A 26,562-nucleotide genomic window follows, 5' to 3' on the forward strand; every position below is an offset into this window, starting at 1 on the left:
AGACCAGCGTAAGTTCGGCGCTGCAATAAGACAATTGAAATGAATTGATCGCAGCAATCACAGTTCATTATGGATCTCAATCTCCGCGATATTCGTGCTTTCGTGACCGTGGCGCACGCCGGCAACTTCACGCGCGCGGCGGCCCGGCTGCATTTGTCGCAACCCGCGCTGACCGTGCAGATTCGACGCCTCGAGGAAACGGTGGGCGCGCGTTTGTTCGATCGCAACAGCCGCAGCGTTGCGCTGACCCAGACGGGCCGCGAATTGCTGCCTATCCTGACGCGATCGCTAAGCGATATGGAGCAGGCCCTCAGAGATGCGCGCGCGCTCGGCGACGGGTCGAGCGGCACGGTGCGGCTCGCATGTTTGCCGACCTTCGCCGCGAGCGCGCTGCCCGAACTCATCCAGGCGTTTCGCAAGCGCGTGCCACAGGCGCGGTTTCAGGTTCGCGATGTCGTCGCGAGCGCCGTCAACGCGCTCGTGCGCAATGAAGAGGTCGATATCGGCCTGACGGGCGGCCACAGCGTCGATGCGACACTCGATATCCTGCAGACCGGCGAGGATCGCCTCGTGATCGTGTGTCCAAAGACCCACCCGCTTGCGCGCAAGCGCACGGTGACGGTCGACGACTTCGCGTCGCTGCCGCTCGTGCTGACCGCGCCGGGAACCAGTGTGCGCGCGGTCGTGGACGCCGCGCTGTCGAACGCGCGCTGCACGCCCAATATTGCGTGCGAGCCGATGTACATGATGACCGCCGTCGCGATGGTGCGCGGCGGCCTCGGGATCTCCGTTCTCCCGGAGTCCGCGCGCGAAGTGCATGCCGAGCGTGGCCTCGTCATGCGGCCGATCGACGATCCGGCGTTCGTGCGCCCGATTGCACTCGTCAAGAAGCGCGGGCGGACGCTGCCACGTGTGACCGAGGATTTTGTCCATATGGTCGCTCTTGGGGGCAAGGTGCGGGTGTGACGCGGCCTGGACGTAGCGGTCCGCCCTCTGCACAGTCGCTCCGAAAATGGCGAGCAGTCTTTCGCGTTTGTCCGGTATAGGCGGGCCGTCACAACCGGTGCGGCTCAACGACCGCTGCCGTGACCCGTTCGTACCGTTAAACGATTCGAAACCGCTCTGACGCCGCGAACCGACCTTGCCGCGATACTGGCCCGCTCGATCTGCGAGCGCTGTGGTACCCACCCGGTCAGCGTAACGATGCCGCCGCGCACCTGTACGTGAATATTCATGGAATTCAGCCCAGGATTGCGCACGAGGGCTCGACGGACGTCGCCAGCCAGCATGGTATCGGACCTCCGTCGCGCCGCGGTCGGCGCAACCGCCGCCTTTTGCGCGGACGTGTCGACAGCTGGACTTACCGGTGTTTGAGCGCTGGCACAAGGCGCGCCGCCCGCGATGGCAAATGCCAGCGCGGCACCGACGACCTGTCCTCCAAGGCGACTTCCCATGCTCCCTCCGTGTCGGCTTCCTGACGGCAACTCGCGACGAACGTTCTCGCGCGAGCCCAACAGCGCGCGCAACGCGCAACTATACGACGGACACCCAGCGTGCTCAGGTGTGGATATCGTCACTGCCCAATATAGCTTCTCGTGCCGCACACGCGAGGCCGATCGGCAGTTGGCGTGCTGCAGCGACGATTAGATGCGACGTAATCGCTCGAAATGGCGACCAAAGCAAAGCGCGGCACATGGCCCTGTTCGACGCGTCCCGAGACTGATTCGCTTCGCTGATTACCAGCCATGTAATTGGCGAGGCTCGTTTCTCTCACTAATCTGCGGTTGTCGCCTGGTCGATATCAGCGATACCTTCAACTCTCAAGGAAATACCGTGGCTCACTTCCCCATCTATACGCTCGAATCCGCCCCTGAACAATCGAAGCCCGCGCTGAACGGGCTCGCCCAGGCTTTCGGCATGGTGCCCAATATCGCTGGCGCAATTGCCGGCTCGCCGAAGCTGATCAATGGCCTCGTCGGCCTGTTTCAGCAGGCGCATGGCGGCAACTTTTCCGAAGCGCACGTCCAGACGCTGCTCCTCACCAATGCAGTGACCAATGGCGCCACCTGGCCGGTCGCATTCCACTCGTGCCTCAGTCTCAAGGAGGGCCTGAGCGAAGCCGACGTGCAGGCGATCCGCGAACGCCGCCTCCCCGAGGACCCCAAGCTCGCGGCGCTGTCGCGCCTGGCACGCACGCTGATCGAAAAGCGCGGCCATGTCGACGACGACGACATCGCTGCGTTCACCGAAGCTGGCTTCGACCGGGCACTCGTGCTTGACGTCATCCTCGTTGTCGCCGCCTCGACGATCACGAACTACACCGCAAGCGTCACCCAGCCGCCCCTCGAAGAAGTTTTCCAGCCCTACGCATGGAAGGCGTGAAGTAAGTTTGAGCGGCGGGGAGCACCACCCCGACCCGCCGCCGCTGAACGCCTTGTTCAAGCCCTTTCCCCGTCGGGAGAGGGTCTTTGATCCTCCGGTTCCTCTAGATCAGGTATAGACCACATCGGAGCTTCTCGATTACCCGTGAGGTAATTGAATCGCGCACATGCGATCGCTAAGATTCGCCTACATCCTCGGGAAACAGGAACAGCAACGGTTGCATTAGCTAAACAGGACGAGTGATCGATCGTGGAAAGACAAAATCAGGTATGCGAAGCATTGCAGCGAATCAGTGGGAAAACCGCCTTCGGTAAGAAGTGGGAAGGCATTGCGCGGGCGGTCCGGCCGCTTTCAATACGTTGGAGAGTTCAAATGGATGAACTTCATGATAAAGGGCTCTTTCATCCCCTGGTAGCAGGAGCCGCGATCTATCTCACGGAAGTGATGGCGAGTGTCGACTCGAGTATCGGGCGCGCGTTGATCGTGGTGATCGGCGGGCTAGCGCTTCAGATCTATCGCAAGCTCACGCGATGCAATTGCCGCGTCGAGTAACGCATCACACAGTGCTGCTATTTCGATAAGTATTCTTATCACAACGTATCCATTCCGTACTTAAACATTCCAGAGTGAAAACGCATCGCGCCTCCTCGGGGCCGCGGCAGAGCACCCTGAAATCAATACCGGCAAGCCCTACTGCGCACCGGGCCTGAAATTTGCGCTTTTCCAAACCTCAAGCGACTACGCTCAAAACCGGGAGTGGTGTGATGAATCAGAAACGCAGAGCGAAGATTGAAGCGGTGGCGGGCAGGCTCATTCAGGAAGTGATGACGACGGGCCTCACGTGGGATGAGGCGGTCGCTGTATTTGGCCTTGCCGCGAAGGCCACCGCGCAGACCGCGGTACGTCTGGGGGCCGGCACGCCTGCGGATTGCCTTACGGTGGCGCGCATCCGGTTCGAGGACGCGTTCGCGCAGGACGTGCGGGTGGTCGTTACCGAATCCGGCGCGCAGGAACGCCGCGTCGACCATGCGGACAATGCGCTCCTCGCGACGGCGCCCCGTCGCCAAACCGCAAAGCTTCACTGACCGCCAGACGCGATTCAGCCTCGCCGCATACGGCCGCTATGGCGTCACGGTTCACCATGCAAGGCCGCGCTACCCAGTCAGGGCCGCTCGCGTGCCGTATCGAGATCCAGCGTGCCGGCGTAGACCGCGGAGCCCATCAGGCCCGGCGTGAAACGCGAGCCCTCTTCGTGGGTCCACGCGACGGGATTGCAGGCTCTCCCCAAACGAGCTCCACGGACTTAGCGAATCCCCCGCTTGATGAGCGGAATGAGCGAGTCGATCGTCGCGGGTGTCTGCACACCGGCACCGGTGTTGATGGTCAGCCCCGCGAAGTGATAAGCCGCCGAGAGCACGCACTGCGTGACCGGCAGAAAGCCCTGCAGATAAAGCTGCTGGTCGAGTGTCGCGGTGATGAATTTGCTCTGCAGCCCGGAAATCGTGGCGGGCGCCAGATCGATGCCGCCCACGACGATTTGCCCCGGCTTCTTGCCAGCCTGCTGGAGCGCCTGCGGAATGAACCCGGTCACGCCGCCGTGCTGGGTGCCGATCGCCTTCAGATCAGGATGCGCCTGGATAAAGGCGACCAGGATCGGCACGGCGAGCGATGAATCGGAATCCACCTGCGGCGAGATATTGAGCCGGGTCACCTTCACGCCTGCCTTTTCCAGCGTCTCGGCAAGGCCGCGGTCGGACTGGCTGCGCACACTCTCGTTGAAGACACCGTATTCGAGCGCCTCGTCGCCCTTCTTGAGCCCGGCCCCCAGCATGGCCTGCGCGGTGATCTGCCCGCCCACGTAGAGTTCGACGCCGGCGTAGCCGAAGCCTTTCGCGTCGTAGAGCTTCTGGTTGTCGGGAAGCGGCGTATTGCCGACCGTTACGATAATGCCCTGGTCTACCGCCTGCTTGATCAGCGGGGCGAAGGCCGGATCGCCCGGATGGCCCATGATGCCTATACACGTCGGCTTCGCCGCCATCGCCTGGCGAAACTGCGCAAGCATCGTCTCCGGGCTCCATGCCGAGAACTGCTCGATCACCTTGATGCCGAAGGCGTGCCCCGCATCGGCAGCCCCGGTCTGACGCGGCAGCGTCGCGCCGTCGCCGGGATTTCCGCCCATCTGCATATACATCGTCATACCGGCGCCGAGCTGGCCCGGCGTGGTCGGTTCAGTGGCACGGGCAGTCGGCGCGAGGCCGAACGCAAGCACGCTCGCCCCCAGGAGGAACCCAGTCATGATCTTGTTCATTTCCGCTCCTATCTCCTGATTTAACGGCTTTAGCGCCGCCCAAGCCTCAATCTTTCGCGCAATGCGCGCAGCCTGGCGGGATTCTCGACCAACAGATGCAGGATCACGGCGACGATGAACACCACCCCTTCGATCGCCTGAACCCAGAAACCGGCGATACCTGTCGCAACGATTCCTGCCTCCAGCATGCCAATCACGAACGTGCCGAAGAAAGTCCCCACGATCGTCGCCGTGCCGCCGAACACCGAGGTTCCGCCGATGAACACACCGGCCAGCGCCGGCAGCAGGTAGCCTTGCCCCTGAGTCGAGAAGTAGTTCAGATTCTCGAGCGTGAGCAGGACCGTGGCGAAACCGGCCAGCACCCCCATCAGCGTGAACAGTTTCACCGTCTCGCGCAGCACGTTGATGCCCACGACCTTCGCCACGTTGCGGTTGTCTCCGATGAACAGCACGTGCTCGCCGAAACGGTGGCGATTGAGGATGAACCACATGAATACGGCGAGGCCGAGTGCCCAGAGCGCTTGCATCGGGATCAAACCGAACAGCGTGCCCGTGAATACGGCATAGGCTGAACCGCTGGCGAGCTGCTGCAGCGCATAGGAGAGCCCGCCGGAAAGGATCGACGCCACACCGGCCCAGAGGAACTGCGTGCCGATCGTCACGATGATGGACGGCATGCCGACCACCGCGACCAACACCCCGTTCACCACGCCGACGAGCGCGCCACCCGCCAACGCCGCAATAATGGCGAGCCAGGCGGATCCGGTGGTGTTCACGCACCAGGCGAACAGAAAGCCCGAAAATGCCATCACTGAGGGGAAAGACAGATCGATCTCGCCCGCAGCAATCACCAGCGTCAACCCGATCGCCAGCACCGCCAGCGGCGGCACGGTGGTCAGGAAGGAGAAGTAGATTGGCCAGCCCAAGAACACGCGCGGTGCAGTCGCCATGAACAGACCGACCACCAGCGCGAACACGACGAGGCTCGGCAATCCCTCCATGCGCGCAAAACCCGGCAGGCGCAAACCCACCAGGCGCACCGCGCGCTTTTCCTTGACCGGATCGCTCACGTCCTTGTCCCCGCAACCGGCGCCGGTCCGTGCCCGCTTTGCTGTAGCGAAATCAGGAATCGCGTGAGGGCTTCGAGGCTCATCTCGCCTGATTTGATATCCGCGACGATCCGGCCACGATCGAGCACGACCAGCCGATCGGCAAGCTCATGCACATGGGCCAGGTTGTGTTCAATGTAGATGCAGGCGCGGCCGGACTCCTTAATGAAGCGCACGAAGTCGAGAACCTTGCGCACCTCGCTGATGGCAAGCGCCACCGTAGGTTCATCGAGAATGATGAGATCGCTGTCGAAATACATCGCCCGTCCGATCGCGATGCCCTGGCGCTCGCCACCCGAAAGTTTCGCAATCAACGAATCCGCATCGATCCCGACGCCGCGAAAACCGAGCTGTTGCTTGAGAATATCGTTGGCGATGCGCCGTTCTTCGGCGACATTGATAAATCCGAACCGGTTGGTGATCTGGCGGCCGACAAAAAAATTACGCCACAGCGGCTGCTTCTCGCCGAGCGACTTCTCCTGATAGACCGTCTCGAAGCGCAACCGATGCGCCTCGCGCACGGAAAAGCGGCTCCAGTCGACCTCCTCGTCGCGGATGAACAGCTTTCCCGTGCTCGGCCGCACGACACCGGTCAGTACCTTGATGAGCGTCGATTTACCCGCGCCGTTATCGCCGATCAGGCCGACGATCTCATTGCGGCCGATGGCGAGGTCGATGCCGGAAAGCGCGCGTATCTTGCCGTAGGACAGGCTGATGCCCTGCGCGCGTACGATATGCCGCCAGTCGCTCGCAGCGCGCGCGGCATCGCTCGCTGTCACGCTACGCTCCAGCGCGAACGATCCACCGGGATGTTGTGTACGACGATAGCCATAAAACTTTCCCCTTTGCTTATCGATCGCCGCATCAACTTACATTGGAAAGTCTCTGGAATATAGTAAGACTAACAGTCAAAGTCTAGTTCAAGAATCGCCTCGCGAGACCGCTTATTTCATCGGGAAATTACTAGTCCTGGGCATCCAATGAGCGGAATGTAAGGGATTCAGGCACGCCCACGATTGATAGCAAACTTCGCGCATGCGATTCGATACGGCGGCTGGTGCAGGAGGCACGACAGCACCGTTCGCTACATCGGCATCGAGGTCGACAACGAGTTTGAGATGGTCAACAATCACCGGGGCCGCCTATGCCAGTTTCCACCGCCACGAATGAATCAACCTGACTTCACGCTTCGCGCAGCGACGCCCGCCGACGAGCCTTTTCTGTTCGAATTGCGCAGGGCAACGATGACCGAGCACCTGAAACGTGCTGGGGAATCCACCGACGAGCACGCGCATTGGGAGCGTCTGCGCTACCGCTACAACGACGCTTATGTCATCTGTTGCGGGTCGGAAAAACTCGGACTCTTCAAATTCTTTCGCGACCCGGACGCATGGACCATCGTGCAAATCCAGATCCTCCCCGAACATCAGGGTCGCGGTATCGCGGCCCATCTGCTCGGTGATTTTCTACGGCAGGCGGACGACGCTCGCGTACCCGTCAAGCTCAGCGTTCTGAAGGGAAATCGGGCGATAAGCCTTTACCAGCGCTTCGGGTTTCAGGTGGTCGATGCGACTGACACGTCGTTGCAGATGAGGCGGCGGTAACGCCGCCCAAAGAGGCACTTGCGTCCGCTTCCTGCAGCGTCGCCCCGACAGGCCGATGGCGGTCGCGTGCCGAGAGCACCTGCGATGCGGTCGGTTGCCGGCCGAAGGTATCGGGCGCAAGCCGGCAGTGTCCACATGGCCTGGGCCCCAAGCCCGCCCAGGCCGCCCCCACTTCAGTGCATATCGCCAACGGCAACACGTGCCGACAACGCGTTCGTATCGCGCGACGACGACGCGGCGCGGATCTCGTAGCTTCCGCCATGCACCTGCCACGAGTGTGTCGTGACGTTCCAGGTCGCGAGGCGCTGCGCCGGGACGACGACGCTCACCTGTTGCGATTGCCCAGGCCGCAAGGCGACCTTCGTCCATCCCACGAGGCGCTGCGGCGGCTCGCCGAGTCCCGGCGGCAGCGTGGCGTACACCTGGGCGACTTCGGCGCCGGCACGCGAGCCCGTGTTGGCGACGGTGAACGTGGCGATCACGTTGCCGCCCTGATCGGTACGCGTCCTGAGCCCCGAGTACGAGTAAGTCGTATAGGAAAGACCATAGCCAAACGGGAACAGCGGATCGATGGTTTTCGCATCGTACCAACGGTATCCCATCAGGAGTCCTTCGCTATAGACGACGTTCAGGTTGTTGGGGTCGATGGTCGGCTGCGGCAGATCGGCTTCCTGGCGCGGGAACGTGATCGGCAGCTTCGCGGACGGATTCACGTCGCCGAACAGAATGTCCGCGATCGCCTGGCCGCCTTGCACACCGGGATACCACGCTTCCACGACGCCGTGAACGCTACCGAGCCACGGCATCGTGACGGGGCTGCCATTCTCCAGCACGACGATGATCCGTTTGGCCTTCGCAGCCACCGCGTTGATCAGCGCATTCTGGTCGTAAAGCTGATTGCTCGGGTCCGCCTTGTTGTCCGGCAAGGACAGGTTCGCCAGATCCGTGCCCTCGCTTTCCCACTGCGTGGCGAACACGATCGCGACATCGGCGCTGGCGGCCGCGCCGGCCGCGGCGGAGGCGTTCGTGCCGTCGAAATACGTCACCGTGGCCTGAGGCGCCTTGGCCTTGATCGCGTTGTACGGCGAAGACTTGTACCAGGTCGCGCAGCTCGAAAGCAGCGGATTGCCGGACTGGCACCCCGACACGGCATTGCCGTCGGCCGCGGGCACGCCTCCCGACCCGCCTCCGGACATCACGCCGACATCGGCATGGCCCCCGATCACCACGATCGAGTGGAGGCCGCCAGCGGCGAGCGGAAGGACCGGCTGGTTGCTGCCGGATGCCGTGCCATTCTTCAGTAGAACGATGGACTCGTGCGCCACCGCCAGGGAATCACGATTGCCTGCCGTCTGGTCGACCGAGCCGCCGGGGGTGGGCGGATTGTCCATCACACCGAGGGCGATCATGGTGCGCAGTTTGCGAAAGACCATGTCATTGAGACGAGCGACCGGAACGGTACCGGCCTGGACCGCGGCCTTGAGCGCGCTGCTGAAATACGACTGAATGCCGAAGCCCGCCCCAGCCGTGCCGAGATCGCCTGGCTGCTCTTCGTCGAGACCCGCCATAGCGGACGCGACAGTACTATGGTTCGCCGTCCAGTCCGACTGGACTTTGCCCTTGAATCCCCACTCCTGCTTCAGGATGGTCGTGAGGAGTTCCGGGTTCTGGCAGGCATACACGCCGTTGACCAGGTTGTACGAGCACATCACGTTGCCAGGATGCCCCTCGCGCACGGCAATCTCGAAGGCGAGCAGCTCCGTTTCCCGCATCGTCCTTTCGTCGACCACCGAATTGCTCGTCATCCGGTTCGTTTCCTGATCGTTCATCGCGTAGTGCTTCACCGTTGCGATCACGTTCTGCGACTGCGTGCCCATGGGTGCGCGCGGCGCTCATCGTGCCGGTCAGGACCGGGTCTTCGCCCATGTACTCGAACGTGCGGCCGTCGCGCGGTTCACGCGCCAGATTGACGCCGCCACCCAGTCCTTCCGCATAGCCGAGCACCCGCAGTTCGCGGGCAATGCGCGCCCCGTAGGCCCCCGCGAGCGCGACGCGTCCCAACTCGAGGCGAGCCCGATCGGTGCGGGAAACGCCGTGGGGTTTGCCTTAGCCCTGCGCCGAGTGCCGTTTCGCCGTTACCTTGCAGGCAGTTTACGAATCTTCGCGCCGGCTCACGTCGCCCGGGCAGCGCTTCATGCCGATTCGCTATCCGGCCCCACCGGGCCGTTTGAGGATTGCAGCAAGGATGCTAAAGTCACCAGCTACCAGCGGTTAGCCTAGGCGACGTTTCTCCGTTCCATGGTGTCTCCCATGACGACCGATCAAAAGACCGTTTCAAACGTCCTTGCCCAACTCTCGCTCAAATCCGCCGTTGAACACGGCATGTCGCCGCACGATTTCACGCGCCTCACCGGCATCACCGAGGCCGAACTTGCCCATCCGGACGGGCGCATCCCCGCTCACAAGCACATTGCGATGCTCAATCTGCTGGAGCCTGGCTACCAGGCTTCGGAGCGGCTCGAAATTTTTTCCAGTTATTCCTTTCGCGCCCCTATCAGCACGTTATTGGCCATCGTCACGAACAGCCCCACGTTGATGAAAGCTTTCGAACAGTTTCTGCGCTACCGGGTGTTGATCGGAAATGTCGATACCGTGAAGGTCAAGCGGTCAGGCCACACGTTCGAATTCGAGTACGTCCTGGACGGCCCCCGCAAAAGCTCATCCAGCGCCTTCTACAATTTTCTGCTGCTCATTCGCCTCGCCGAGCAGTACAACGACGACGAGCCTTATCCCATTCAGATCGAGCTGACTGGCGACGCGTTTGCGCCCGTCTCCCAACTCTCGCACCTGTGTGGCGCGACGGTGAAATTCAGGCAGAGCCGCAACCGCATGCTGATGAAAACCGGGGTGGCGGACCTCCCGTATCGCAAGTACAACGAGATCACCGAAAACATTCTCTGCGGGCAGGCCGATGCCGATATCCGACGCTTCGTTGTGGGCCATTCGTTTTCTTCGAGAATTGAAGATTTCGTGACGAAGATGATTCGCGAGGCGCATGCCGGCCTGCCGTTTGCGAACCCCATGGAGGAAGTCTGCGGCCGCCTCGGCATTTCACGCTCGACCCTGCACCGGCGCTTGCAGGGTGAAGGGACGAACTTCCAGGCGATCCTGTCCCATGCGCGGCTCGAGGAGGCAAGGCGGTTGCTGCCGCTGGCCGATTATTCGGTTGCCGCGGTGAGCGATCTTCTCGGCTTCTCTTCTCCCTCCGCGTTCTCACGTTTCTTTCTCGAGAACAGCGGCAAGTCTCCTTCGCGCTACAAGTTGGAAAACTGCAGGTTCTAGTGAGCTTTCTGGACAGACTGCGCCTGCGCTGCCCGCCATCGAACCGAAAGGCGATGGGCGGGATCGATGCGCGGTCACCGGCTGCGGTCTCCGGGACAAACATAAAAGCATGCCACGCGTCAATCTGGAGTCCACGAGGCAATGAGTACTTTTCCCTTCGTCCCCCTTTCGGGAGAAAAAGCGGACTGCGACGCGTTCATTGGCGAGGCGCCGGTGTTTCGCCAACTGGTCAGGATGATCGATCGCGTCGCGCCCACCGATCACGCCTTGCTCATCATCGGGCCGACGGGCTCGGGCAAGGAACTGGTCGCGCGGCGCGTGCACGCGCGCAGCCTGCGCCGCGATCAACCGTTCGTTGACGTCAACTGCGGGGCGATTCCCGAGCACCTCGTCGAAGCGGAACTGTTCGGGCACGTCAAAGGCGCTTTCACCGGCGCGGGCGAGAGTCGTTCCGGACTCTTGCAGCAGGTCGGCAAAGGCACGCTGCTGCTCGACGAAATCGGCGAGCTGCCGCTCGCGCTGCAGCCCAAGCTGCTGCGGGCGCTGGAAACGCGGACGTTCCGCCCGGTCGGCGCCTCGTCGAGCGTGCGTTTCGAGGGGCGCGTGGTCGCCTCGACGCACCGCGATCTGCGCGAACTGGCCCGCCAGGGGCTGTTTCGGGAGGACCTGTTCTACCGGCTCGCGGTGTTCGTGCTGGCCGTGCCCGGGCTCGACCAGCGCGTCGAGGACATTCCTGCGCTCGCCGCCCATTTCGCCTCGCAACAGGAGCGCCGCATCGAGTTTTCGCCGGCTGCGCTGCGGCGGCTCGGCCGGCACGTCTGGCCAGGCCACATCCGGCAATTGCGCAACCTGGTCAGCCAGTTGAGCGTGCTTGCCGAAAAGCCGCTGATCGAGGAAGACACGCTCGAACCGTTTCTGCTCAGCGAAACGGCCGGATCGGTTTCGCGCGCCGCGCTCGCGGACATGCTGCTGCAACTCGAGGGAGGCGACAAACTCGCCGCCGCCGAAGACCTCCTCATCGACCGCGCGCTGGAGCGGACCACGGGGAACAAGAGCGCCGCCGCGACCTTGCTCGGGGTGGGCCGCAAGACGGTCGAGCGCCGCCTGAAGTCGCGCGAGGAACACCACCGCGAAGCGCACAAGAGTCTCGAACATGCGATGGCGCTGGTCGATGCCGCGCGCTTCGCCGAGGCTATTCCTCATTTGCGGCGTTGCCTCGACGTGCTGCGGACGAGCCGTGAAGAGGCCGGCGCGCGCCGCGCCCAGTTCGATGCCTACCGGCTGCTCGGCATTTGCCTGCGCAGCGTGCACGGCTGGTTGTACGCAGAAGCCTCGGCCTGCTACGCGGCGGCGCTAGAGGTCGGAGAAGGGATCTGCGAGCCGGGCGAAATCGCGGCAATCCAGTTCGGCGTCTGGACCACCCAGTTGACGACGCTCCAGCTCAAGCAGGCGCGAGCGAGCGCACAGGAGATGCTGCAGCGGGCCCAGAACAGCGGGCACCGCGTGTCGCTCGACGAAGCGCACGTCGCCATGGCCAACACGCTCTACTGGCTAGGCGACAGCGAAGAAGCCCTTGCCTGCCTCGCGCGCGGCAATCTGCTCAACGTGACGCGAGACGATGTGCGCACGGGTTCGCAGAGCATCGATCTGGCAAGCCTCGCGTTGACATTCGAGGGGCTGGCCGCCTACCAGATCGGCGAGTTCGGGCAAGCCCGGCGCGCGATGGATATGCTGATCCTGCGCGCGGGCGAGCCGGGCGCGCACGCATTGGCGCACGTTCTCAACCTGCAGGGCGCCGCGTGGCTGGCTTCCCTGTTCGACGATCAGCGGCGGCGGCCGCTCGCGAGCGAACTCGAATCGGTGTCGATCGCCAACGGCTTCCCTTTCTATCGGGGCATGGGTCAGATCCTGCGCGGCGTCGATCTCAGCGCGCAAGGCTTGAACGCGGAAGCCGAAGCCGTGATGCTCGACGGTTACGACAACCACATGGTCTGCAACGGCGGCGCGCTGTTCCATTCCTTCAAGATGTGGCAGCACGGCGAACTGCTGCTGCGATCCGGCCGCGCGAAGCAATGCGAAACGATGCTGGCCGCCGCAGTCGACGAAATCCTCGCGCGCCAGGAGCGCGCCCACCTTGGCGAGCTGCTGGTCACCCGCGCGCGGGCGCAGTGGGCGCTCGGCGATCTGACGTCTGCCGAGCAGGGATTGCGCACCGCCCTTTCGACGGCGCTCGCGTTCGGTTCGGTGCCCGCGCGCGTGGACGCCGCGCGCTATCTCGCCGACCTCCTGCGCGCCACGGGTCGCACGAGCGAAGCGATTGACACGCTCGCCCGCGCGTTGCGCGATCAATCGGCCGATTCGACCCGCCGCGTCGCGGACGCTATCGCGTTGCTGGCCGAACTGCGCCATGAAGCGTTTTCGGGCCCGGGCGACCACGGGCCCGCTGCAGCCCGCTAAGCCCGCAAGTCGCGCCACGACCTGACCGAAGCCAAGCCACCCCGGGAACTGGACGGAATCGTCCATTCCCGGCGATTTACGCGGTCGAAATCGTCCTGTGCCGCCCTGTTGCGCGCAGCCCTGAGCCGTCACGACGGGGCCGCGCAGCGTTGGCGCGATCGTTGCTTGCAGTCGAACATTCGGGACCAGAAAGAACGCCGACGCGCTCATCAAATCACGCCGGGGTGGCGCTGTGGAGCGCAGTACGCAATCCGCGTGGATGGCGAATAAATTCGACGGCAAGGCAAAAACAATGACACCTGCAATTGAACAGGAAACATCGCAGCATCCGCAGTCCGCCAGTCAAAATACGATGCGTGTGACCACACGCGAGGACGCGAAAAACGGGGCACAGCCAGACAGTCCGTATACGGCGAAAAATCTCGACGGCGCCATCACGCATCTTGAAATCGCCATCGCCTTCGACGGCAACATCGCCGTGTTCGGCCGTCGCTACTGGCTCGATCGCGTCCAGCGCATTGCGTCCACACCGGAGATCATGCCCGCCCAGGCCCGGCGGCTTCGGCACTTGCTGGATCAGCTCGAGCACGCATGAGCGCCCGAACCACCCTGACGCAGGCGTCAGTCAATGGGCAGGTCCGAAGAAGGCCTGCGCACCTTCCGATGGGGTCAGTCCGGCGGCGAAATAGCCTTCGAGGCGCTCGGCCTTGGCGTCGTCGAGCAGGAACGGCGGACGCACGAGCCCTTGCGCAATGGCGTGGTCGTACCACCGGCTCATCCACTCGCGCAGCTTCGTTTCATAGGGGGACGGCAATTCGTCTGGCGCGATCTCTTCCATGCGCAATCTCCGCTCGCGGCCTGCCTGCCGCTATATTCTTGTGGCGACACGTGCTGCGCCCATCGAAGGACGCAGGATATCGGGTGGAAACACTTGCCATCCACGGTCGGGATGGCGGAAGAAAAACAGCGCGCGCGGTCCGTCCGCTGTCTGCGCCTCGATGAACACGCTCGCGATCCGCCCGGACTGCGAACGATGCACCGTCACGACCCGCACTGTCTGCCTGCTGGTGGGGTTCAGCCACTTCACGACTGCTGCCCCCAACGACTGCCGCACCGCCATCGCCGTCCCCCCTTCATGTGAAATCATCGTAGACAGCCGTTAAACCGGCCGCCATCGGGACGGGTAGATAGATCCCTCGGGATTGTCTGTTTCGTTTGTCAGGATTTCCTTCTCGCCGTGCGTGGCCGCGCGTCACTCGCCGACCAGCCCATGCCGGATCGCATAACGGATCACCTCCGCGTTGTTGCCCAGCCCGAGCTTTTGCATCAGCCGCATCTTGTGCGTGCTGATCGTCTTGGCGCTGAGCGCGCACGCGTCGGCGATATCGTTGATGCTCTTGCCCGACGCCAGCATCTGCAGCACCTGGAACTCGCGGTCCGAGAGCACCTCGTGCGGCGGCACGTCGCCCGAATGCTTCTCGAACACCATGGCGTCGACGAGTTTTGGGTCGATGAAGCGCCCGCCGTCCGCGAGCTTGCGAATCGCGGCCAGCAGCACTTCAGGATCGCTATCCTTCGTCACATAGCCTGTCGCGCCGGCCCGCAGCGCTCGCGACGCCACCTGGGCTTCGTTGTGGATGCTGAGCACGAGCACCGGCAACGCAGGTTCCTCGGCGCGCACGCGGCGGATCAGATCGACGCCGCTGATGCCAGGCATCGTCATGTCCAGCAGCAAGAGATCGACTTCGCAGGTCCGCAGCTTTTCGATCACCTCCGAACCCTGCCCGGCCTCCGCCGTCACGACCATGTCGGCCGTCGTCGCGAGGATCTGCTTGAGTCCGCCACGCACGATGGCATGGTCATCGGCGATGAGTATTCTGATCATGGGGGTCTTCAAGCGGAACGTGGATCGAAATCGTGGTGCCCGTCGCAATGCCTATGGTCAGGTCTTTGCAGGGCTGACTGTCGATGCTCAACGTACCACCAATCAGCCTCGCGCGCTCAGTCATGCCAAGTAGACCGTATGCGTACCTCGCATACGCGGCGGCGACGTCGAAGCCGCGGCCGTCGTCGCGCACACGCAAGTCGAGCGAGCCTGGCCCGGTGGTGAGCGTGACCTCGACGCGCTGCGCCGCCGCGTGGCGCGCGACGTTCGCCAGCGCCGCCTCGACGATCCGGAAGAGCGCCGTGGCCTGCATGTCCGACAAGACGGGCTCGCCGCTTGTCATGTGCAGCTCGCACGGGGTCGCGTTGTGCCGGCTCCATTGGCTGGTCAGCCATTCGAGCGCCGAAACGAGGCCGAAGTTGAGCGCAGCGGGCCGCAAGTGGCTTGCCACGTTGCGGACCATCCAGATCGTGCCTTCGACCAGTTCGCGCATGTCGTCGGCCCGGCCGACGGCCTCGGGGTCGTCAGTGAGCCGCATCCGCAGCAGCGAGACATCCATTTTCAGCGCGGTCAGCAACTGCCCGAGTTCGTCCTGAATCTCCAGTGCACTGCGCTTGCGCTCGTCTTCCCGAATCCCCTCCAGATAAGCCGACAGCGCCCGCTGCTGCTCGCGCGAGCGCACGAGTTCGTCCTCCACGCGCTTGCGTCCGGAAATATCGTGCAGGCCCACGTAAATGGCCGGTGCGCCATCGTAGTTCGACAGCCGTGCCGTCGCCATGGCCCAGAACTGCGTCCCGTCCGGCCGGCGCAGTTTCACTTCCGCGTCGCCGAAGCTGCCTTGGGCCGCGAGACAGCGCAGCAGTCTTTCGCGCTCCAGCGGATCGACGTAGAAGTCGACGATATTGACGTTCGCGCGGGCCGCCTCATCGAGGCGCAGCAGTTCGCGAAACTGGGCGTTGGCATAGAGCAGATGGCCGTCGGGCATCGAGGTAATGCCCATGGCCACCGGGCCCGATTCGACGATCGCGCGAAAGCGCGTTTCGCACGCGTTGAGGCCGCGCTGCTGCATGACGAGTTGCCGGTGGGCCGAACGCAACGCGATGTGGGTGCGGACCCTGGCCATCAGTTCCTCGACTTGCACAGGCTTGCGAACATGGTCGGCTGCGCCGGCGCTGAGGCCATCGGCCAGGTTTCGATGATGGCCTGCCGGCACCATGAGGACCACGGGAATATCGCGCGTGCGCGCGTCCGACTTCAGACTGCGGCAGGTGGCCAGGGCCCCCACGCTGGCGGCCTCTGAATCGAGCAGAATCAGTTCGGGCTGGGAGACGCTCGAACGCTCCACTACCTCGAGGCCGCTGTTCGCGGCGAGCACCTCGAAACCCTCCCATACGAGGTGATCGGAGATCAAACGGGTCTCGTTCGGCGTACCGCCCGCGACCAATATCGTGCAGGGGTTCGTGGCCTGCGAGTCAGTCATCTTGCCCACCGTTGCTCCGGCCCTGGTTACTTAGTTTTGTCCTCGTCGCCAAAGCCATGGCCCTTCGGCAACCCGCTATCACGTATGCAGGTAATACGGATTGCGCGCCCGGTTAGCCCTCCATGCTCCAGGTGCCCTACGTAGCGAACGAATGCCCCGCGGAAATTTCCGCACGGTCGATCAGTTCGTCGAGACTGCGTGCGAGTTCGCCGAGCGCCGATAATGCGTATAGATCGAGTTTCTCCGCATGGTTGCGGCGCAAGTCTTTCATGCTTTCCTGCAATCGCCGTATCGAGTCCGCGCGGCTGTCCGGCAACGGCCAGCAGTGCATCAGATAAGCCAGCGGCATGAGATTGCGGGATTCGCACCACGTATCGAACAGGCGCATGCAGATCGAGTTCACGTCCTGCACCCGCGCCTTACGGTCGCCCCACTCGGAAATCATCGCGCATCGCCTCTGCAGCTTCGAAATTATGCTGACCTCATGATGAGCCCGCCAATGATCGCGTGCAGTCGTCTTCGACTGCAAACGGTAAAGGGGATTCCTGAATTTCGCGTCAGGAAATCCTGAATGGCGGACTTCGACCGGCAAGCGCACCCTTGAATGTCCGCCGCGCATTACGCTCCTCGCCCGAAGTAAAGCGGATTGTCGGCGAGATTACGTCGCGTTATGCTGCGCGACTGCCGCTTCGGTTCCACACAATGCCGCGCATGGCATACGCTGATTTCGTATGAACAGAAGACAGATGATCGCGCAATGCGTCGGTACAGGCGTGAGCCTCATAACGATGCGGGCGACCATGGCGTTGCCGGTCAGCCGAGCGCCAGCAAGCGTCGTATTCCTGAATCCCGGCGAAAGCGTGGAACACGATACGGGCCAGCACTGGCAACTCGTCTCGCGCTTCATGGCAGCGACTGCAAGACGTTTCGGCATGCAGCTGGAAGTGCTTTACGCGGAGCGCGATCATCTGCTGATGCTGCGCCAGGCCGAGTCAATAGCGGCGCGTGCAGCGGCGCCCGACTATGTGGTGATCGTCAACGAAAAGATGGCCGCGCCCCAGATGCTGAAAACGCTGGCGCGCTCGGCCGCCAAAGTGCTGTTGATCCACAACGATCTGACCGAAGCCCAGCGCGCCCAGACTGGCAACGAGCGCGAACGGATCGCGAACTGGATCGGTACCGTTATCGCCGATGCCGGCCACGGCAGTTTTCGCCTCATGGATTACCTGATCCGTTTGAACGGCAGCGGGCCCGCCCGCGTGATCGGCATCACCGGCGACCCCGCCACGCCGGTCTCCGCTGAACGCGCCGCCGGAGTGCAAGCCGCGCTGACGCGCCGGCCGCAGGACCGCATCGATCAGCTCGTCTATGGCGACTGGAGTTTCTCCGACGGCCGCAACAAGGCGCGCGTGCTGCTCTCGCGCTACCCCGATGCCAATATCCTTTGGGCTGCCAACGATACGATGACGCTTGGCGCATTGAGTGCGGTGCAGGAACGGCATCTGTCCACCATCGTCGGCGGCCTCGGTGCGCTGCCCGAAGCCGTGGCTGCGGTGATTCGCGGCGAGCTGGCCGCGATCGTTGCAGGCGACCAGTTCATCGGCGCCTGCGCGATGGTCCTCATTCACGACTACCATTACGGCGCGGACTTTGCGCAAGTGGGCGGTCCGCGTCAGCGGCTCGACTATTTGAAAGTGCTCGACAGCAGCGACGCCGGGCGCTACGCCGAGATTTCCTTTCAAGGCCGCACGTCCCCCGACTTCAGCGGCTTCTCACGCATTCAAAGCGGGCGTGCCGGCGCATACGCGTTCGATCTCGACACCCTGCTCAATTCCGCTTCAAAGGCCGCGTGATGCTGCAAACCCTTTTGCGTGCACGCTTCCCACGCAGCCTGCATGCGCAGCTCATCCTCTCGCTGCTGGTGCTCTGTACGCTGGTGGCGGGCACGTCGGCTTTCTTCCTGCTGGAGCATGCGCGCGAACGCCGGATCGCGGAACTCGACGAGCGTGCGAACCGCATTGCCGACCTCCTCAGTCAGTCGCTTGCGCAGCCGCTCTGGAATGTCGACCGCGAGGCGATCGCGCGGCAGTTGAATGTGCTCAAACCGAATCCGGAGGTGGTGAGCTTCACCGTGACCGCGACCAATTATGGCGTGCTCGCCGACGCGAACAACGCGCCGATGCCTGCCCCGCAGGAGCGCGTGATTCGGGTGCGGCCGATAGAATACACGCCGCCCGGCGCCGCGCCGCCCGAAAAGATCGGCGAGGTACGCGTGATATTGACGAGTGCCGCCGCCGATCGCGGTTTCGAGGCCGCGCGCGCGGCGGTGCTGGCAACAGTCGCGCTCGTGCTCGCCGTGGTGTACGTCACGACCTTTCTGCTCATCAAACACCTGGTGCGCGAGCCCATCCGGCGCCTGGAGGAAATGGTCGACCGCATCGCGTGCGGCGATCTTGATAGCCGCTGCGCCATCGAATCCAGTGTAGAACTGGGCCGGCTCGCCGCGCGCGTGAACGTGATGGCGGAGCGGCTGCGCGAGTCGACGGCATCGCTCAGGGAGAGCGAGCGCAAGTACCGCAGCATCATCGAGAACTCACTCGAAGGGTTTTTCGTCCTCGATCGCAACGGCAAGCTCTGCGACGCCAATCCCGCGATGGCGCAACTGCTCGGCTATCGCGACGTTCGGGGCATGATGACGGCGCGAGGCAACGACGCGAGCGTAGTTCATGCTCCGCTACAGCCGTTCACCAGCGGCAAAACCGCCCAACTCTTTGCGATGCTGCAACTGACCGGCAAGATCGGGGGGCTGGAAATCGAGCTGACCCGCGCCGACGGCACCGCGGTGTGGTGTCAGCTCAATGCCCGCGGCATACGTTACGACGTCGAGGGACCCCAATGCATCGAAGGACAGTTGACCGATATCTCCGGCCGCAAGCAGGCGATGGAAATCCTCACACGCCATCGCGATCAGCTCGAGGAGGAAGTGCGCGAACGCACGCGAACCGAGCAGCTGCTTCGGCACTCGCGCGAACAGTTGCGCCAGCTTTCGTCCCATCAGGAGTCGATCCGCGAAGAGGAGCGGCGGCAGATCGCCATGACGATCCACGACGAACTGGGCCAGTTGCTCACCGCGATCAAGATCAACGTGTCGCTGCTCAAGCTCGCGCTGAGCCAGGGCGCCGAGTGGCAACAAAAGGTGGGCGACATCGGCGGGCTGGCTGAACGCACCATCGACATCGTGCGCAACGTCGCGAGCCACCTGCGGCCGGCCGCGCTGAACTTCGGCCTCCTTTCGGCGCTCGAATGGCTGGTTCAGGACTTCGCGCGCCACAGCGCAACCGTCTGCACGTTCCGGCTCGAAGGCCGCGAACCGTCATTGAGCGACGACCGCGCGACGGCGGTGTTCCGCATCGTCCAGGAGGCGCTCACCAACGTCAGCCGGCACGCGCAGGCCTCGCATGCGGAGGTCGTCCTGCGCTGCATCCACAACCATTTCGAACTCGAGGTCCATGACGACGGCAAAGGATTCGACGTGGCGAAAGCAATCCGTGGCGATTCGTACGGACTGCAGGGCATGCAGGAGCGCGCACGGATGATCGGCGCACAGTTTCACATTGAAAGCCGCGACGGGCCGGGATCGACGGTACACATCGTCTTCAACGAGACGACGGAAAACGTCAATCGGGCCCTGCCCGCCGCCAACGAACTCCGGTAGTCATGCCTCATCCGCCTGGCGCTTTTCGAGCGCACGCAGCATCTCGTTGGTCTTGTCGAGAAACGCGGCGTGGTAGGCGGCAGGCAGCGTGACGTCGTCCATGACCGACATGACGTCTTTTAGCACCTGCCTGAGCGATCCATGCATTTCGCCGCATTGCGCCGGTGTCAGTTTCGGCAACGCCAGCTCGATGAACTTCTGCATGACGAGCGACCTCGCCGCGAGGTGCGAAATCTTGATGGTCGTTTCCGCCACCTGTGACTTGAGCACGCTGAGCAGGTCTTTGCTATCGGTCATGATCACGCGTGCTCCAGATTCGTGGAATGGGTACGCATTCGCCTCTCCCGCTCGTCTGCGTCATGACCGGCATAACGGCATGGGTACGACACGGCTACATGCGATTAAGCCGCGAATTTGCGTGCGGGTTTGCTGAATCTATCGTCAGGAAATCCTCAATTGCCCGCCAGGTCTCATGTCCCGGCGCGCGGCGCCGGCTGCGCGAGCCGCCACGCGAGATTGGCGCGTGCCGCCGCCTCGCAATGCGAATGAAAGTAATCGGTCAGGTAGATGCGGGGCCGTGCGAGCAGGGCTTCCAGAATCCGCCGCTCGTGCATGGCGTAGGCGTGATCGTCGAGGTCCGGGCGTTCGGCTCTCAGGCGCAGGCCGTTGTCCTGAAACTGGCGGCGCGGTGCGCCGAGTGACGCGAGATCGATGTCACAAGTGAAGCGCGCAACCAGTTCATCCGGGGCGCGGGTGTGCCGGGTCGCGAGAATCGCTTCGCAAATGCGCTCGCAAGCCGCGATACGATCGTCTGCGCAGCGCCGCAACCACTGCGCGCTGCGCTCCTCATTGTCCTGGGCGCCCGGAACATAGATCACGTCGTGGCACCATAACGCAAGCTCCACGAGATCGCCGTGCGCAATGGTCTCGCGCGCCCGGTCGAAATCGCGCAGGCAGCGGCGCACGTGGCGCAGCGTGTGGTAGTGCCGCCCCGCTTCGCCATAGCGGCGCTCGAGATCGGCATAGACGGTCTCTGCGCGCGCGCCCCCGCTGCGCGACCATAGCTCGACGAAGCGTCCCTGCGTGCGGTTCACCCTGCTCCTTTGCGCACTGCGCGGTGCTCGAATGCCTGGATCGACTCGGTGACGAAACGCAATCGCGCGCATTTCGCGCATGAGCGACGAGTTGAAACTGATCCCGCTGACATCGGCTCATTATGCGCCGCATGCGCTGAGGGAACAGCCCGCTATTCAGCTGGCGTCACGCTGGCGACATCGATGCAAACGTATACTCCCGTCTAGTATTCGCCTATACTGCCCCACAGTATCCTCCATCGATGCTGTCATGCCTCATTCCCCCGAAGAAAAGAAGCGCGTGCTGACCCGCGTGCGCAAGGTTCGCGGCCAGCTGGACGCGCTCGAGCGCGCGCTGGAGGAAGGCGCGGACTGCGCGCCGGTGCTCCAGCAACTGGCGGCGATTCGCGGCGCGATCAACGGCGTGATGGCCGGTGTACTCGAAAGCCACCTGCGCGAAGAATTTACCCACCTTGCGGGATCAGCGGAGTCCCCGGGATCGATCGACGATGTCGTGACCCTCGTTCGCACCTATTTGCGCTAAGCGCACCTCGGGATTCCCGCGCCGATTTGGCCGACTCTATTTTTTTACAGGACAACTATGAAATCGCGTGCTGCAGTTGCGTTTGCGCCGGGCAAGCCCCTCGAGATCGTCGAGATCGACGTCGAACCGCCTCGCAAGGGCGAGGTGCTGGTCAAGATCACGCATACCGGCGTTTGTCACACCGATGCCTTCACGCTCTCCGGCGACGACCCCGAAGGCCTCTTCCCCGTCGTGCTCGGCCACGAGGGCGCCGGGATCGTCGTGGAAGTGGGTGAAGGCGTGACCAGCGTGAAGCCCGGCGATCACGTCATCCCGCTCTACACCGCCGAATGCGGCGAGTGTCTGTTCTGCAAGAGCGGGAAGACCAATCTGTGCGTGTCCGTGCGCGCGACCCAGGGCAAGGGCGTGATGCCCGACGGCACCTCCCGTTTCAGCTACAACGGCGAGCCCCTCTATCACTACATGGGCTGCTCCACGTTCAGCGAGTACACCGTGGTGGCCGAAGTCTCGCTCGCGAAGATCAATCCGCAAGCCAATCCCGAGCAGGTCTGCCTGCTGGGATGCGGCGTGACCACGGGTCTTGGCGCGGTGAAGAACACCGCCAAGGTGCAGGAAGGCGATAGCGTCGCCGTGTTCGGCCTGGGCGGCATCGGACTTGCTGTGATCCAGGGCGCGAAGCTTGCCAAGGCCGGCCGCATCATCGCCATCGACACCAATCCGGGCAAGTTCGATCTGGCGCGCGCCTTTGGCGCGACTGACTGCGTGAACCCCAAGGATCACGAAAAGCCCATTCAGCAGGTGATCGTCGACATGACGGGCTGGGGCGTGGATCACAGCTTCGAATGCATCGGCAACGTCAACGTGATGCGTGCGGCGCTCGAATGCGCGCACCGCGGCTGGGGCCAGTCGGTCGTTATCGGCGTGGCCGGCGCGGGTCAGGAGATCTCCACGCGCCCCTTCCAGCTCGTGACCGGCCGCCGCTGGCTCGGCACGGCCTTCGGCGGCGTGAAGGGCCGCTCGCAATTGCCGGGCATGGTCGAAGACGCGATGGAGGGCAAGATCCAGCTCGCGCCGTTCGTTACCCACACGAAGCCGCTCTCGGGCATCAACGAAGCGTTCGACTTGATGCACGAGGGCAAATCGATCCGGACCGTCGTTCACTACTGATACGCGGAAGGAGAGAGAGCATGGCCTCAGCCATTCATCCCAGCACGGCCGACGTGCACAGACGCAGCGCGACAAGCGCCTCGATCCGTACGACTGCCTGAGCCCCGCGCTCAATGGACATTCTCTCCACCCAGGCTGCGAAGCCAAAGGCACTTATAGGGAGGCCTGAAACGCTTATGGAGCGCATCGAACGACACGTGAGCCACGGCGGAAGCCAGGAGGTCTGGAAGCACGCCTCTTCCACCGTTGGCGGCGACATGAAGTTTGGCATCTATCTGCCCGAGGCCGCGCTGCGCGGGCAGAAATGTCCCGTGCTGTACTGGCTTTCGGGCCTGACCTGCACCGAGCAGAATTTCATCACCAAGGCGGGCGTGCAACGCTATGCGGCGGAGCACGGGATCATCGTCGTCGCGCCGGACACCAGTCCGCGTGGCAGCGATGTGCCCAATTCGCCCGACTACGATCTCGGCCAGGGCGCGGGCTTCTACGTGAACGCCACGCGGGAACCGTGGGCGAAGCATTTCCGCATGTACGACTACGTGGTCTCCGAATTGCCCGCCCTCGTCGAGGCCGGGTTTGCCGCGAGCGAGGCGCGCTCGATCAGCGGACATTCGATGGGCGGGCACGGCGCGCTGGTCGTTGCACTGCGCAATCCGGGCCGGTATCGCAGCGTCTCCGCATTCTCGCCGATCGTCGCACCGAGCCAGGTGCCGTGGGGCGAGAAGGCGCTCACCGCCTACCTCGGCGACGACCGCGAGGCGTGGAAGCAGTATGACGCCGTGGAGCTGGTCGGCAACGCGAGCGAACGCTTGCCGCTACTCGTCGAACAAGGTGGCGGCGACGAATTCCTCGAGACGCAGCTACGGCCGGAATTGCTGCAGGCGGCCTGCGCAGAGGCGGGACAACCGCTGACGCTCAACGTTCGCGAAGGCTACGACCATAGCTATTACTTCATCGCCAGCTTTATCGGCGAGCACTTGGCCTTTCACGCCAAAGCGCTGGCTTGACACGCGCCCGGCGCCCGTCCGCTGGTTTCGGCGGACGGGCGCGCTTTCCTATGACTTGCAACTCGGATTTTCGCTGCTCGCGATCCGCCCAACAGCATGCACGCCATACGCTCGGGCGCCATTCCGCTCCTCGCGCTGTGGTGTCTGCTGGCATGAGCGCGCATATCGGCTGCCCGCCGGTCATTCAAAGGCTCAGCAGCCCACGATACAAGCCGTAGCCCGCCACAATCGCGGCAACGAGTACGGCTGCGAACACGAATTTCTCCAGATGCGTAAACACCTGCTGCCCGGCCTCGCGCCGCGCCTTGGCGAACAGGACGACGCCCGGCGCATAAAGCACAGACGAAAGAAGAAGGTATTTCACGCCGCCCGCGTAAAGCAGCCAGACCGCGTAGAGCACGGAAACCGCAGCAATCAGCAAATCCCTGCGGCGCTCCTTTTGCGACAGTTCGTAAGTCTCGCCGCGAATGGCAAGCAGTAACGCATAGGTCGCCGACCAGAAGTAAGGCACGAGAATCATCGAGGTGGCGAGATAGATGAGCGAGAGGTAGGTGCCTTTCGACACCAGCGTGATGAGCAGAAACAGCTGCACCATGCCGTTGGTCAGCCATAGCGCGTTGGCCGGCACCTGTCTCGCGTTTTCCTTGCGCAGGAACGCGGGCATCGTGCGGTCACGCGCCGCAGAGAACAGAATCTCTGCACATAGCATGACCCACGAAAGCAGTGCGCCAGCCAGCGAAATGGCGAGCCCCACGCTCACCAGCACCACGCCCCAATGTCCGATAACGTGTTCGAGCACGCCTGCCATCGAGGGATTCTTCAGCCCGGCGAGTTGACGCTGCGTCATGATGCCGAGCGCCAGCACGTTGACGAGCACCAGCACGAGAAGCACGACGAAAAAACCGATCACCGTGGCCTTGCCGACGCTCTTGCGATCCGCTGCGCGTGCCGAGAAAACGGTCGCCCCTTCTATGCCGACAAACACCCAGACCGTGACGAGCATCATGTTCCGGACCTGATCGAGCACACCGCCGAGCGCCGGATTCGAGCGTGCCCAGATATCGACCGAGAAGACATCGAGCCGAAACGCGAGCATGCAGATAAGAATGAACAGGACGAGCGGAACGATCTTCGCAATCGTCGTGATCTGATTGATGAAGCTCGCTTCTTTTATGCCGCGCAGCACCAGAAAATGCACGCTCCACAGCAGCGCCGAGGAGCAGGCGATTGCGGGTAAGGTATTGCCTTCGCCGAAGATGGGAAAAAAATAACCGAGCGTACTGAATAGCAGCACGTAATATCCGACGTTGCCGAGCCACGCGCTGATCCAGTAACCCCAAGCCGAGGCGAAACCCATGTAATTGCCGAAGCCGGCCTTGGCGTAAGCGTAGACGCCTCCATCGAGATTCGGCTTGCGATTCGCGAGTGCCTGAAATACCAGCGCGAGCGCGAGCATGCCGAAGGCCGTAATGACCCAGCCAATCAGCACGGCGCCCACACCCGCGGAAGCGGCCATATTCTGCGGCAACGAAAAGATGCCGCCGCCGATCATCGAGCCCACGACGAGGGCAACGAGCGCGCCCAGCCGCAGCCCGTTTGCCTCCCTGTGTTCCCCGGCTGCATCGAACCCGTGGGTGGCGTCGCTCATATCCGCTCCGTCTTCGCAGTGTCAGGTCGGGGTATCCGGCTCCGTTGCGAAATCAATGTTGGCAGGTATGCAGGCAAATGCAAGGAGAACGCAGTGCGACAGGAAACGACAGGAAACGTCGGGCAATGCGCGGCGCATCGCCGGCATTGCGATATGATCGCGCTTTACTGTGCCGGAATTCCCTACATGCAAGTGCTGGTCGACGCTGACGCCTGCCCCGCCGTCATCAAGGACATGTTGTTTCGGGCCGCGCGGCGTGCCGAGGTCCAGGTGACGCTGGTGGCAAACCAATATCTGCGCACACCGCCGTCGCCCTTCATCAAGTCGATTCAGGTGCCGGCGGGATTCGACGCGGCTGACGCCCGCATCGTCGAACTGGTCGAGGCGGGCGACCTCGTGATTACCGCCGACATACCGCTTGCCGCCGCCGTGCTCGAAAAGAACGCGCAGGCGCTCGATCCGCGCGGCAACTGGTTCACGCGCGAAAATATTCAGGAACGGCTGACGATGCGCGACGTGATGGATCAACTGCGCAATGCAGGCATCGAAACGGGCGGTCCGGCGCCATTCAGCGCGCGTGACAGCAAGACGTTCGCCGGTCAACTCGATCGATTTCTCGCGCGGCATAGCCCGCCGCCGCGCAAGACTGAGTGATGATGGAAGGCGCGAGACGTTTGGGATCGTCCGTCCTGACTGCCCCAAGCCGTGGCCCCGCAGGCGCGAACCGCGCGCGATTAGAGCCGAAAAACTCCCAGCGCGCCGCTAACCCCTGCACAGAGCAGGGTTTTCGTCGGGTGATTTGAAGCCAAAAATGGGGCCGCGTGACCGCGCCCCCCGCCGC

General features: G+C 63.2%; 27 protein-coding genes and 1 pseudogene. 14 read left to right on the plus strand and 14 right to left on the minus strand.

Going from position 1 to position 26,562, the window contains the following annotated elements; genetic code table 11:
• Positions 1–69: 69 nt before the first annotated feature.
• Positions 70–966: a LysR family transcriptional regulator gene (locus M3I53_RS33355; protein ID WP_254320055.1), complete on the plus strand. Its 897-nt coding sequence runs from the start codon at positions 70–72 to the stop codon at positions 964–966.
• A 104-nt stretch (positions 967–1,070) separates the two neighbouring features.
• On the opposite strand, the gene M3I53_RS38530 is transcribed toward M3I53_RS33355, so the two are convergent.
• A complete protein-coding gene (locus M3I53_RS38530; protein WP_309249563.1) occupies positions 1,071–1,454 on the minus strand; it encodes a BON domain-containing protein in 384 nt (127 codons plus the stop codon).
• Positions 1,455–1,833: 379 nt separating this feature from the next.
• Between M3I53_RS38530 and M3I53_RS33365 the strand changes: the two genes are divergently transcribed.
• The 3 genes from M3I53_RS33365 to M3I53_RS33375 all read left to right on the plus strand — a co-directional run bounded on the left by M3I53_RS33365 (position 1,834) and on the right by M3I53_RS33375 (position 3,467).
• Positions 1,834–2,382 carry a carboxymuconolactone decarboxylase family protein gene (locus M3I53_RS33365; protein ID WP_254320057.1) on the plus strand — a complete coding sequence of 183 codons (549 nt, stop codon included), beginning with the start codon at positions 1,834–1,836 and terminating at the stop codon, positions 2,380–2,382.
• Between the two features lie 372 nt (positions 2,383–2,754).
• Complete coding sequence (locus M3I53_RS33370; RefSeq protein ID WP_254320058.1) at positions 2,755–2,934, plus strand: hypothetical protein; 180 nt, start codon at positions 2,755–2,757, stop codon at positions 2,932–2,934.
• 212 nt (positions 2,935–3,146) lie between these two features.
• Positions 3,147–3,467, plus strand: coding sequence for a hypothetical protein (locus tag M3I53_RS33375; RefSeq protein ID WP_254320059.1), 321 nt, complete (start codon positions 3,147–3,149; stop codon positions 3,465–3,467).
• 77 nt (positions 3,468–3,544) lie between these two features.
• Here the strand turns inward: M3I53_RS33375 and M3I53_RS38330 are convergent, their stop codons facing one another.
• The 4 genes from M3I53_RS38330 to M3I53_RS33390 are packed head-to-tail and all read right to left on the minus strand — an operon-like array spanning position 3,545 to position 6,578.
• A complete protein-coding gene (locus M3I53_RS38330; RefSeq protein WP_302057946.1) occupies positions 3,545–3,670 on the minus strand; it encodes a hypothetical protein in 126 nt (41 codons plus the stop codon).
• Between the two features lie 15 nt (positions 3,671–3,685).
• Positions 3,686–4,690, minus strand: a complete 1,005-nt coding sequence (locus M3I53_RS33380; protein ID WP_254320060.1) for a substrate-binding domain-containing protein — start codon at positions 4,688–4,690, stop codon at positions 3,686–3,688.
• Positions 4,691–4,719: 29 nt separating this feature from the next.
• On the minus strand, positions 4,720–5,760 hold the full coding sequence (locus tag M3I53_RS33385; protein WP_254320061.1) for an ABC transporter permease: 1,041 nt from the start codon (positions 5,758–5,760) through the stop codon (positions 4,720–4,722).
• A complete protein-coding gene (locus M3I53_RS33390) occupies positions 5,757–6,578 on the minus strand; it encodes an ATP-binding cassette domain-containing protein (RefSeq protein WP_254320062.1) in 822 nt (273 codons plus the stop codon). Before M3I53_RS33390 ends, M3I53_RS33385 begins: the two co-directional genes overlap by 4 nt.
• Before the next feature lie 237 nt (positions 6,579–6,815).
• On the opposite strand from M3I53_RS33390, the gene M3I53_RS33395 reads away from it, so the two are divergent.
• Positions 6,816–7,403: an N-acetyltransferase gene (locus M3I53_RS33395; RefSeq protein ID WP_254320063.1), complete on the plus strand. Its 588-nt coding sequence runs from the start codon at positions 6,816–6,818 to the stop codon at positions 7,401–7,403.
• A 173-nt stretch (positions 7,404–7,576) separates the two neighbouring features.
• On the opposite strand, the pseudogene M3I53_RS33400 reads toward M3I53_RS33395, so the two are convergent.
• A pseudogene (locus M3I53_RS33400) lies at positions 7,577–9,508 on the minus strand (beta-glucosidase); the annotation flags it as partial.
• 205 nt (positions 9,509–9,713) lie between these two features.
• Between M3I53_RS33400 and M3I53_RS33405 the strand changes: the two are divergent.
• From M3I53_RS33405 to M3I53_RS33415, 3 genes are all read left to right on the plus strand, one after another.
• Complete coding sequence (locus M3I53_RS33405) at positions 9,714–10,745, plus strand: AraC family transcriptional regulator (protein WP_254320065.1); 1,032 nt, start codon at positions 9,714–9,716, stop codon at positions 10,743–10,745.
• Positions 10,746–10,886: 141 nt separating this feature from the next.
• The gene (locus M3I53_RS33410; RefSeq protein WP_254320066.1) at positions 10,887–13,202 is read left to right on the plus strand and encodes a sigma-54 dependent transcriptional regulator; all 2,316 of its coding nucleotides are present in this window, start codon (positions 10,887–10,889) and stop codon (positions 13,200–13,202) included.
• A gap of 259 nt (positions 13,203–13,461) precedes the next feature.
• Complete coding sequence (locus M3I53_RS33415; RefSeq protein ID WP_254320067.1) at positions 13,462–13,797, plus strand: hypothetical protein; 336 nt, start codon at positions 13,462–13,464, stop codon at positions 13,795–13,797.
• Between the two features lie 30 nt (positions 13,798–13,827).
• On the opposite strand, the gene M3I53_RS33420 is transcribed toward M3I53_RS33415, so the two are convergent.
• The 5 genes from M3I53_RS33420 to M3I53_RS33440 all read right to left on the minus strand — a co-directional run bounded on the left by M3I53_RS33420 (position 13,828) and on the right by M3I53_RS33440 (position 17,012).
• Complete coding sequence (locus M3I53_RS33420; RefSeq protein WP_028203895.1) at positions 13,828–14,040, minus strand: hypothetical protein; 213 nt, start codon at positions 14,038–14,040, stop codon at positions 13,828–13,830.
• Between the two features lie 30 nt (positions 14,041–14,070).
• Positions 14,071–14,349, minus strand: a complete 279-nt coding sequence (locus M3I53_RS33425) for a hypothetical protein (protein ID WP_254320068.1) — start codon at positions 14,347–14,349, stop codon at positions 14,071–14,073.
• A 105-nt stretch (positions 14,350–14,454) separates the two neighbouring features.
• On the minus strand, positions 14,455–15,087 hold the full coding sequence (locus M3I53_RS33430; protein ID WP_069263858.1) for a response regulator transcription factor: 633 nt from the start codon (positions 15,085–15,087) through the stop codon (positions 14,455–14,457).
• Complete coding sequence (locus M3I53_RS33435; protein ID WP_254320069.1) at positions 15,062–16,567, minus strand: ATP-binding protein; 1,506 nt, start codon at positions 16,565–16,567, stop codon at positions 15,062–15,064. Before M3I53_RS33435 ends, M3I53_RS33430 begins: the two co-directional genes overlap by 26 nt.
• Before the next feature lie 136 nt (positions 16,568–16,703).
• Entirely contained in the window at positions 16,704–17,012 is a 309-nt protein-coding gene (locus tag M3I53_RS33440; RefSeq protein WP_254320070.1) for a hypothetical protein, read from the minus strand.
• A gap of 286 nt (positions 17,013–17,298) precedes the next feature.
• Here M3I53_RS33440 and M3I53_RS33445 point away from each other — a divergent pair, with 286 nt between their 5' ends.
• Positions 17,299–18,420: an ABC transporter substrate-binding protein gene (locus M3I53_RS33445; protein WP_254320071.1), complete on the plus strand. Its 1,122-nt coding sequence runs from the start codon at positions 17,299–17,301 to the stop codon at positions 18,418–18,420.
• Positions 18,420–20,282: a PAS domain S-box protein gene (locus tag M3I53_RS33450; protein ID WP_254320072.1), complete on the plus strand. Its 1,863-nt coding sequence runs from the start codon at positions 18,420–18,422 to the stop codon at positions 20,280–20,282. Before M3I53_RS33445 ends, M3I53_RS33450 begins: the two co-directional genes overlap by 1 nt.
• Here M3I53_RS33450 and M3I53_RS33455 read toward each other — a convergent pair whose 3' ends face one another.
• Both M3I53_RS33455 and M3I53_RS33460 read right to left on the minus strand, forming a co-directional pair.
• Positions 20,283–20,579, minus strand: a complete 297-nt coding sequence (locus M3I53_RS33455) for a hypothetical protein (RefSeq protein ID WP_254320073.1) — start codon at positions 20,577–20,579, stop codon at positions 20,283–20,285.
• 173 nt (positions 20,580–20,752) lie between these two features.
• On the minus strand, positions 20,753–21,376 hold the full coding sequence (locus M3I53_RS33460) for a hypothetical protein (RefSeq protein ID WP_254320074.1): 624 nt from the start codon (positions 21,374–21,376) through the stop codon (positions 20,753–20,755).
• Positions 21,377–21,626: 250 nt separating this feature from the next.
• On the opposite strand from M3I53_RS33460, the gene frmR reads away from it, so the two are divergent.
• The 3 genes from frmR to fghA all read left to right on the plus strand — a co-directional run bounded on the left by frmR (position 21,627) and on the right by fghA (position 24,073).
• On the plus strand, positions 21,627–21,899 hold the full coding sequence (gene frmR / locus M3I53_RS33465; RefSeq protein WP_028203886.1) for a formaldehyde-responsive transcriptional repressor FrmR: 273 nt from the start codon (positions 21,627–21,629) through the stop codon (positions 21,897–21,899).
• Positions 21,900–21,956: 57 nt separating this feature from the next.
• Complete coding sequence (locus M3I53_RS33470) at positions 21,957–23,066, plus strand: S-(hydroxymethyl)glutathione dehydrogenase/class III alcohol dehydrogenase (RefSeq protein WP_254320075.1); 1,110 nt, start codon at positions 21,957–21,959, stop codon at positions 23,064–23,066.
• Positions 23,067–23,242: 176 nt separating this feature from the next.
• Positions 23,243–24,073: an S-formylglutathione hydrolase gene (gene fghA, locus M3I53_RS33475; protein ID WP_254320076.1), complete on the plus strand. Its 831-nt coding sequence runs from the start codon at positions 23,243–23,245 to the stop codon at positions 24,071–24,073.
• Between the two features lie 184 nt (positions 24,074–24,257).
• Here fghA and arcD read toward each other — a convergent pair whose 3' ends face one another.
• The gene (gene arcD / locus M3I53_RS33480; RefSeq protein WP_254320077.1) at positions 24,258–25,721 is read right to left on the minus strand and encodes an arginine-ornithine antiporter; all 1,464 of its coding nucleotides are present in this window, start codon (positions 25,719–25,721) and stop codon (positions 24,258–24,260) included.
• Between the two features lie 186 nt (positions 25,722–25,907).
• Between arcD and M3I53_RS33485 the strand changes: the two genes are divergently transcribed.
• Positions 25,908–26,375 (plus strand): YaiI/YqxD family protein, encoded by a 468-nt coding sequence (locus tag M3I53_RS33485; RefSeq protein WP_254320078.1) that lies wholly within the window; start codon positions 25,908–25,910, stop codon positions 26,373–26,375.
• Positions 26,376–26,562 lie beyond the last annotated feature (187 nt).

It is taken from the genome of Paraburkholderia sp. CNPSo 3272, assembly GCF_024206495.1.
Classification (GTDB): domain Bacteria; phylum Pseudomonadota; class Gammaproteobacteria; order Burkholderiales; family Burkholderiaceae; genus Paraburkholderia.

Excerpts from the sequence above, each read along its gene's own strand:
- M3I53_RS33405 (WP_254320065.1), top strand. The coding sequence starts at position 9,714 with ATGACGACCGATCAAAAGACCGTTTCAAACGTCCTTGCCCAACTCTCG.
- frmR (WP_028203886.1), top strand. The coding sequence starts at position 21,627 with ATGCCTCATTCCCCCGAAGAAAAGAAGCGCGTGCTGACCCGCGTGCGC.
- M3I53_RS33485 (WP_254320078.1), top strand. The coding sequence starts at position 25,908 with ATGCAAGTGCTGGTCGACGCTGACGCCTGCCCCGCCGTCATCAAGGAC.
- M3I53_RS33425 (WP_254320068.1), bottom strand. The coding sequence starts at position 14,349 with ATGATTTCACATGAAGGGGGGACGGCGATGGCGGTGCGGCAGTCGTTG.
- M3I53_RS33430 (WP_069263858.1), bottom strand. The coding sequence starts at position 15,087 with ATGATCAGAATACTCATCGCCGATGACCATGCCATCGTGCGTGGCGGA.
- M3I53_RS33435 (WP_254320069.1), bottom strand. The coding sequence starts at position 16,567 with ATGACTGACTCGCAGGCCACGAACCCCTGCACGATATTGGTCGCGGGC.
- arcD (WP_254320077.1), bottom strand. The coding sequence starts at position 25,721 with ATGAGCGACGCCACCCACGGGTTCGATGCAGCCGGGGAACACAGGGAG.
- M3I53_RS33380 (WP_254320060.1), bottom strand. The coding sequence starts at position 4,690 with ATGAACAAGATCATGACTGGGTTCCTCCTGGGGGCGAGCGTGCTTGCG.
- M3I53_RS33370 (WP_254320058.1), top strand. The coding sequence starts at position 2,755 with ATGGATGAACTTCATGATAAAGGGCTCTTTCATCCCCTGGTAGCAGGA.
- M3I53_RS33445 (WP_254320071.1), top strand. The coding sequence starts at position 17,299 with ATGAACAGAAGACAGATGATCGCGCAATGCGTCGGTACAGGCGTGAGC.
- M3I53_RS33440 (WP_254320070.1), bottom strand. The coding sequence starts at position 17,012 with ATGATTTCCGAGTGGGGCGACCGTAAGGCGCGGGTGCAGGACGTGAAC.
- M3I53_RS33420 (WP_028203895.1), bottom strand. The coding sequence starts at position 14,040 with ATGGAAGAGATCGCGCCAGACGAATTGCCGTCCCCCTATGAAACGAAG.
- M3I53_RS33455 (WP_254320073.1), bottom strand. The coding sequence starts at position 20,579 with ATGACCGATAGCAAAGACCTGCTCAGCGTGCTCAAGTCACAGGTGGCG.
- M3I53_RS33415 (WP_254320067.1), top strand. The coding sequence starts at position 13,462 with ATGGCGAATAAATTCGACGGCAAGGCAAAAACAATGACACCTGCAATT.
- fghA (WP_254320076.1), top strand. The coding sequence starts at position 23,243 with ATGGAGCGCATCGAACGACACGTGAGCCACGGCGGAAGCCAGGAGGTC.
- M3I53_RS33450 (WP_254320072.1), top strand. The coding sequence starts at position 18,420 with ATGCTGCAAACCCTTTTGCGTGCACGCTTCCCACGCAGCCTGCATGCG.
- M3I53_RS38530 (WP_309249563.1), bottom strand. The coding sequence starts at position 1,454 with ATGGGAAGTCGCCTTGGAGGACAGGTCGTCGGTGCCGCGCTGGCATTT.
- M3I53_RS33410 (WP_254320066.1), top strand. The coding sequence starts at position 10,887 with ATGAGTACTTTTCCCTTCGTCCCCCTTTCGGGAGAAAAAGCGGACTGC.
- M3I53_RS33375 (WP_254320059.1), top strand. The coding sequence starts at position 3,147 with ATGAATCAGAAACGCAGAGCGAAGATTGAAGCGGTGGCGGGCAGGCTC.
- M3I53_RS33355 (WP_254320055.1), top strand. The coding sequence starts at position 70 with ATGGATCTCAATCTCCGCGATATTCGTGCTTTCGTGACCGTGGCGCAC.
- M3I53_RS33470 (WP_254320075.1), top strand. The coding sequence starts at position 21,957 with ATGAAATCGCGTGCTGCAGTTGCGTTTGCGCCGGGCAAGCCCCTCGAG.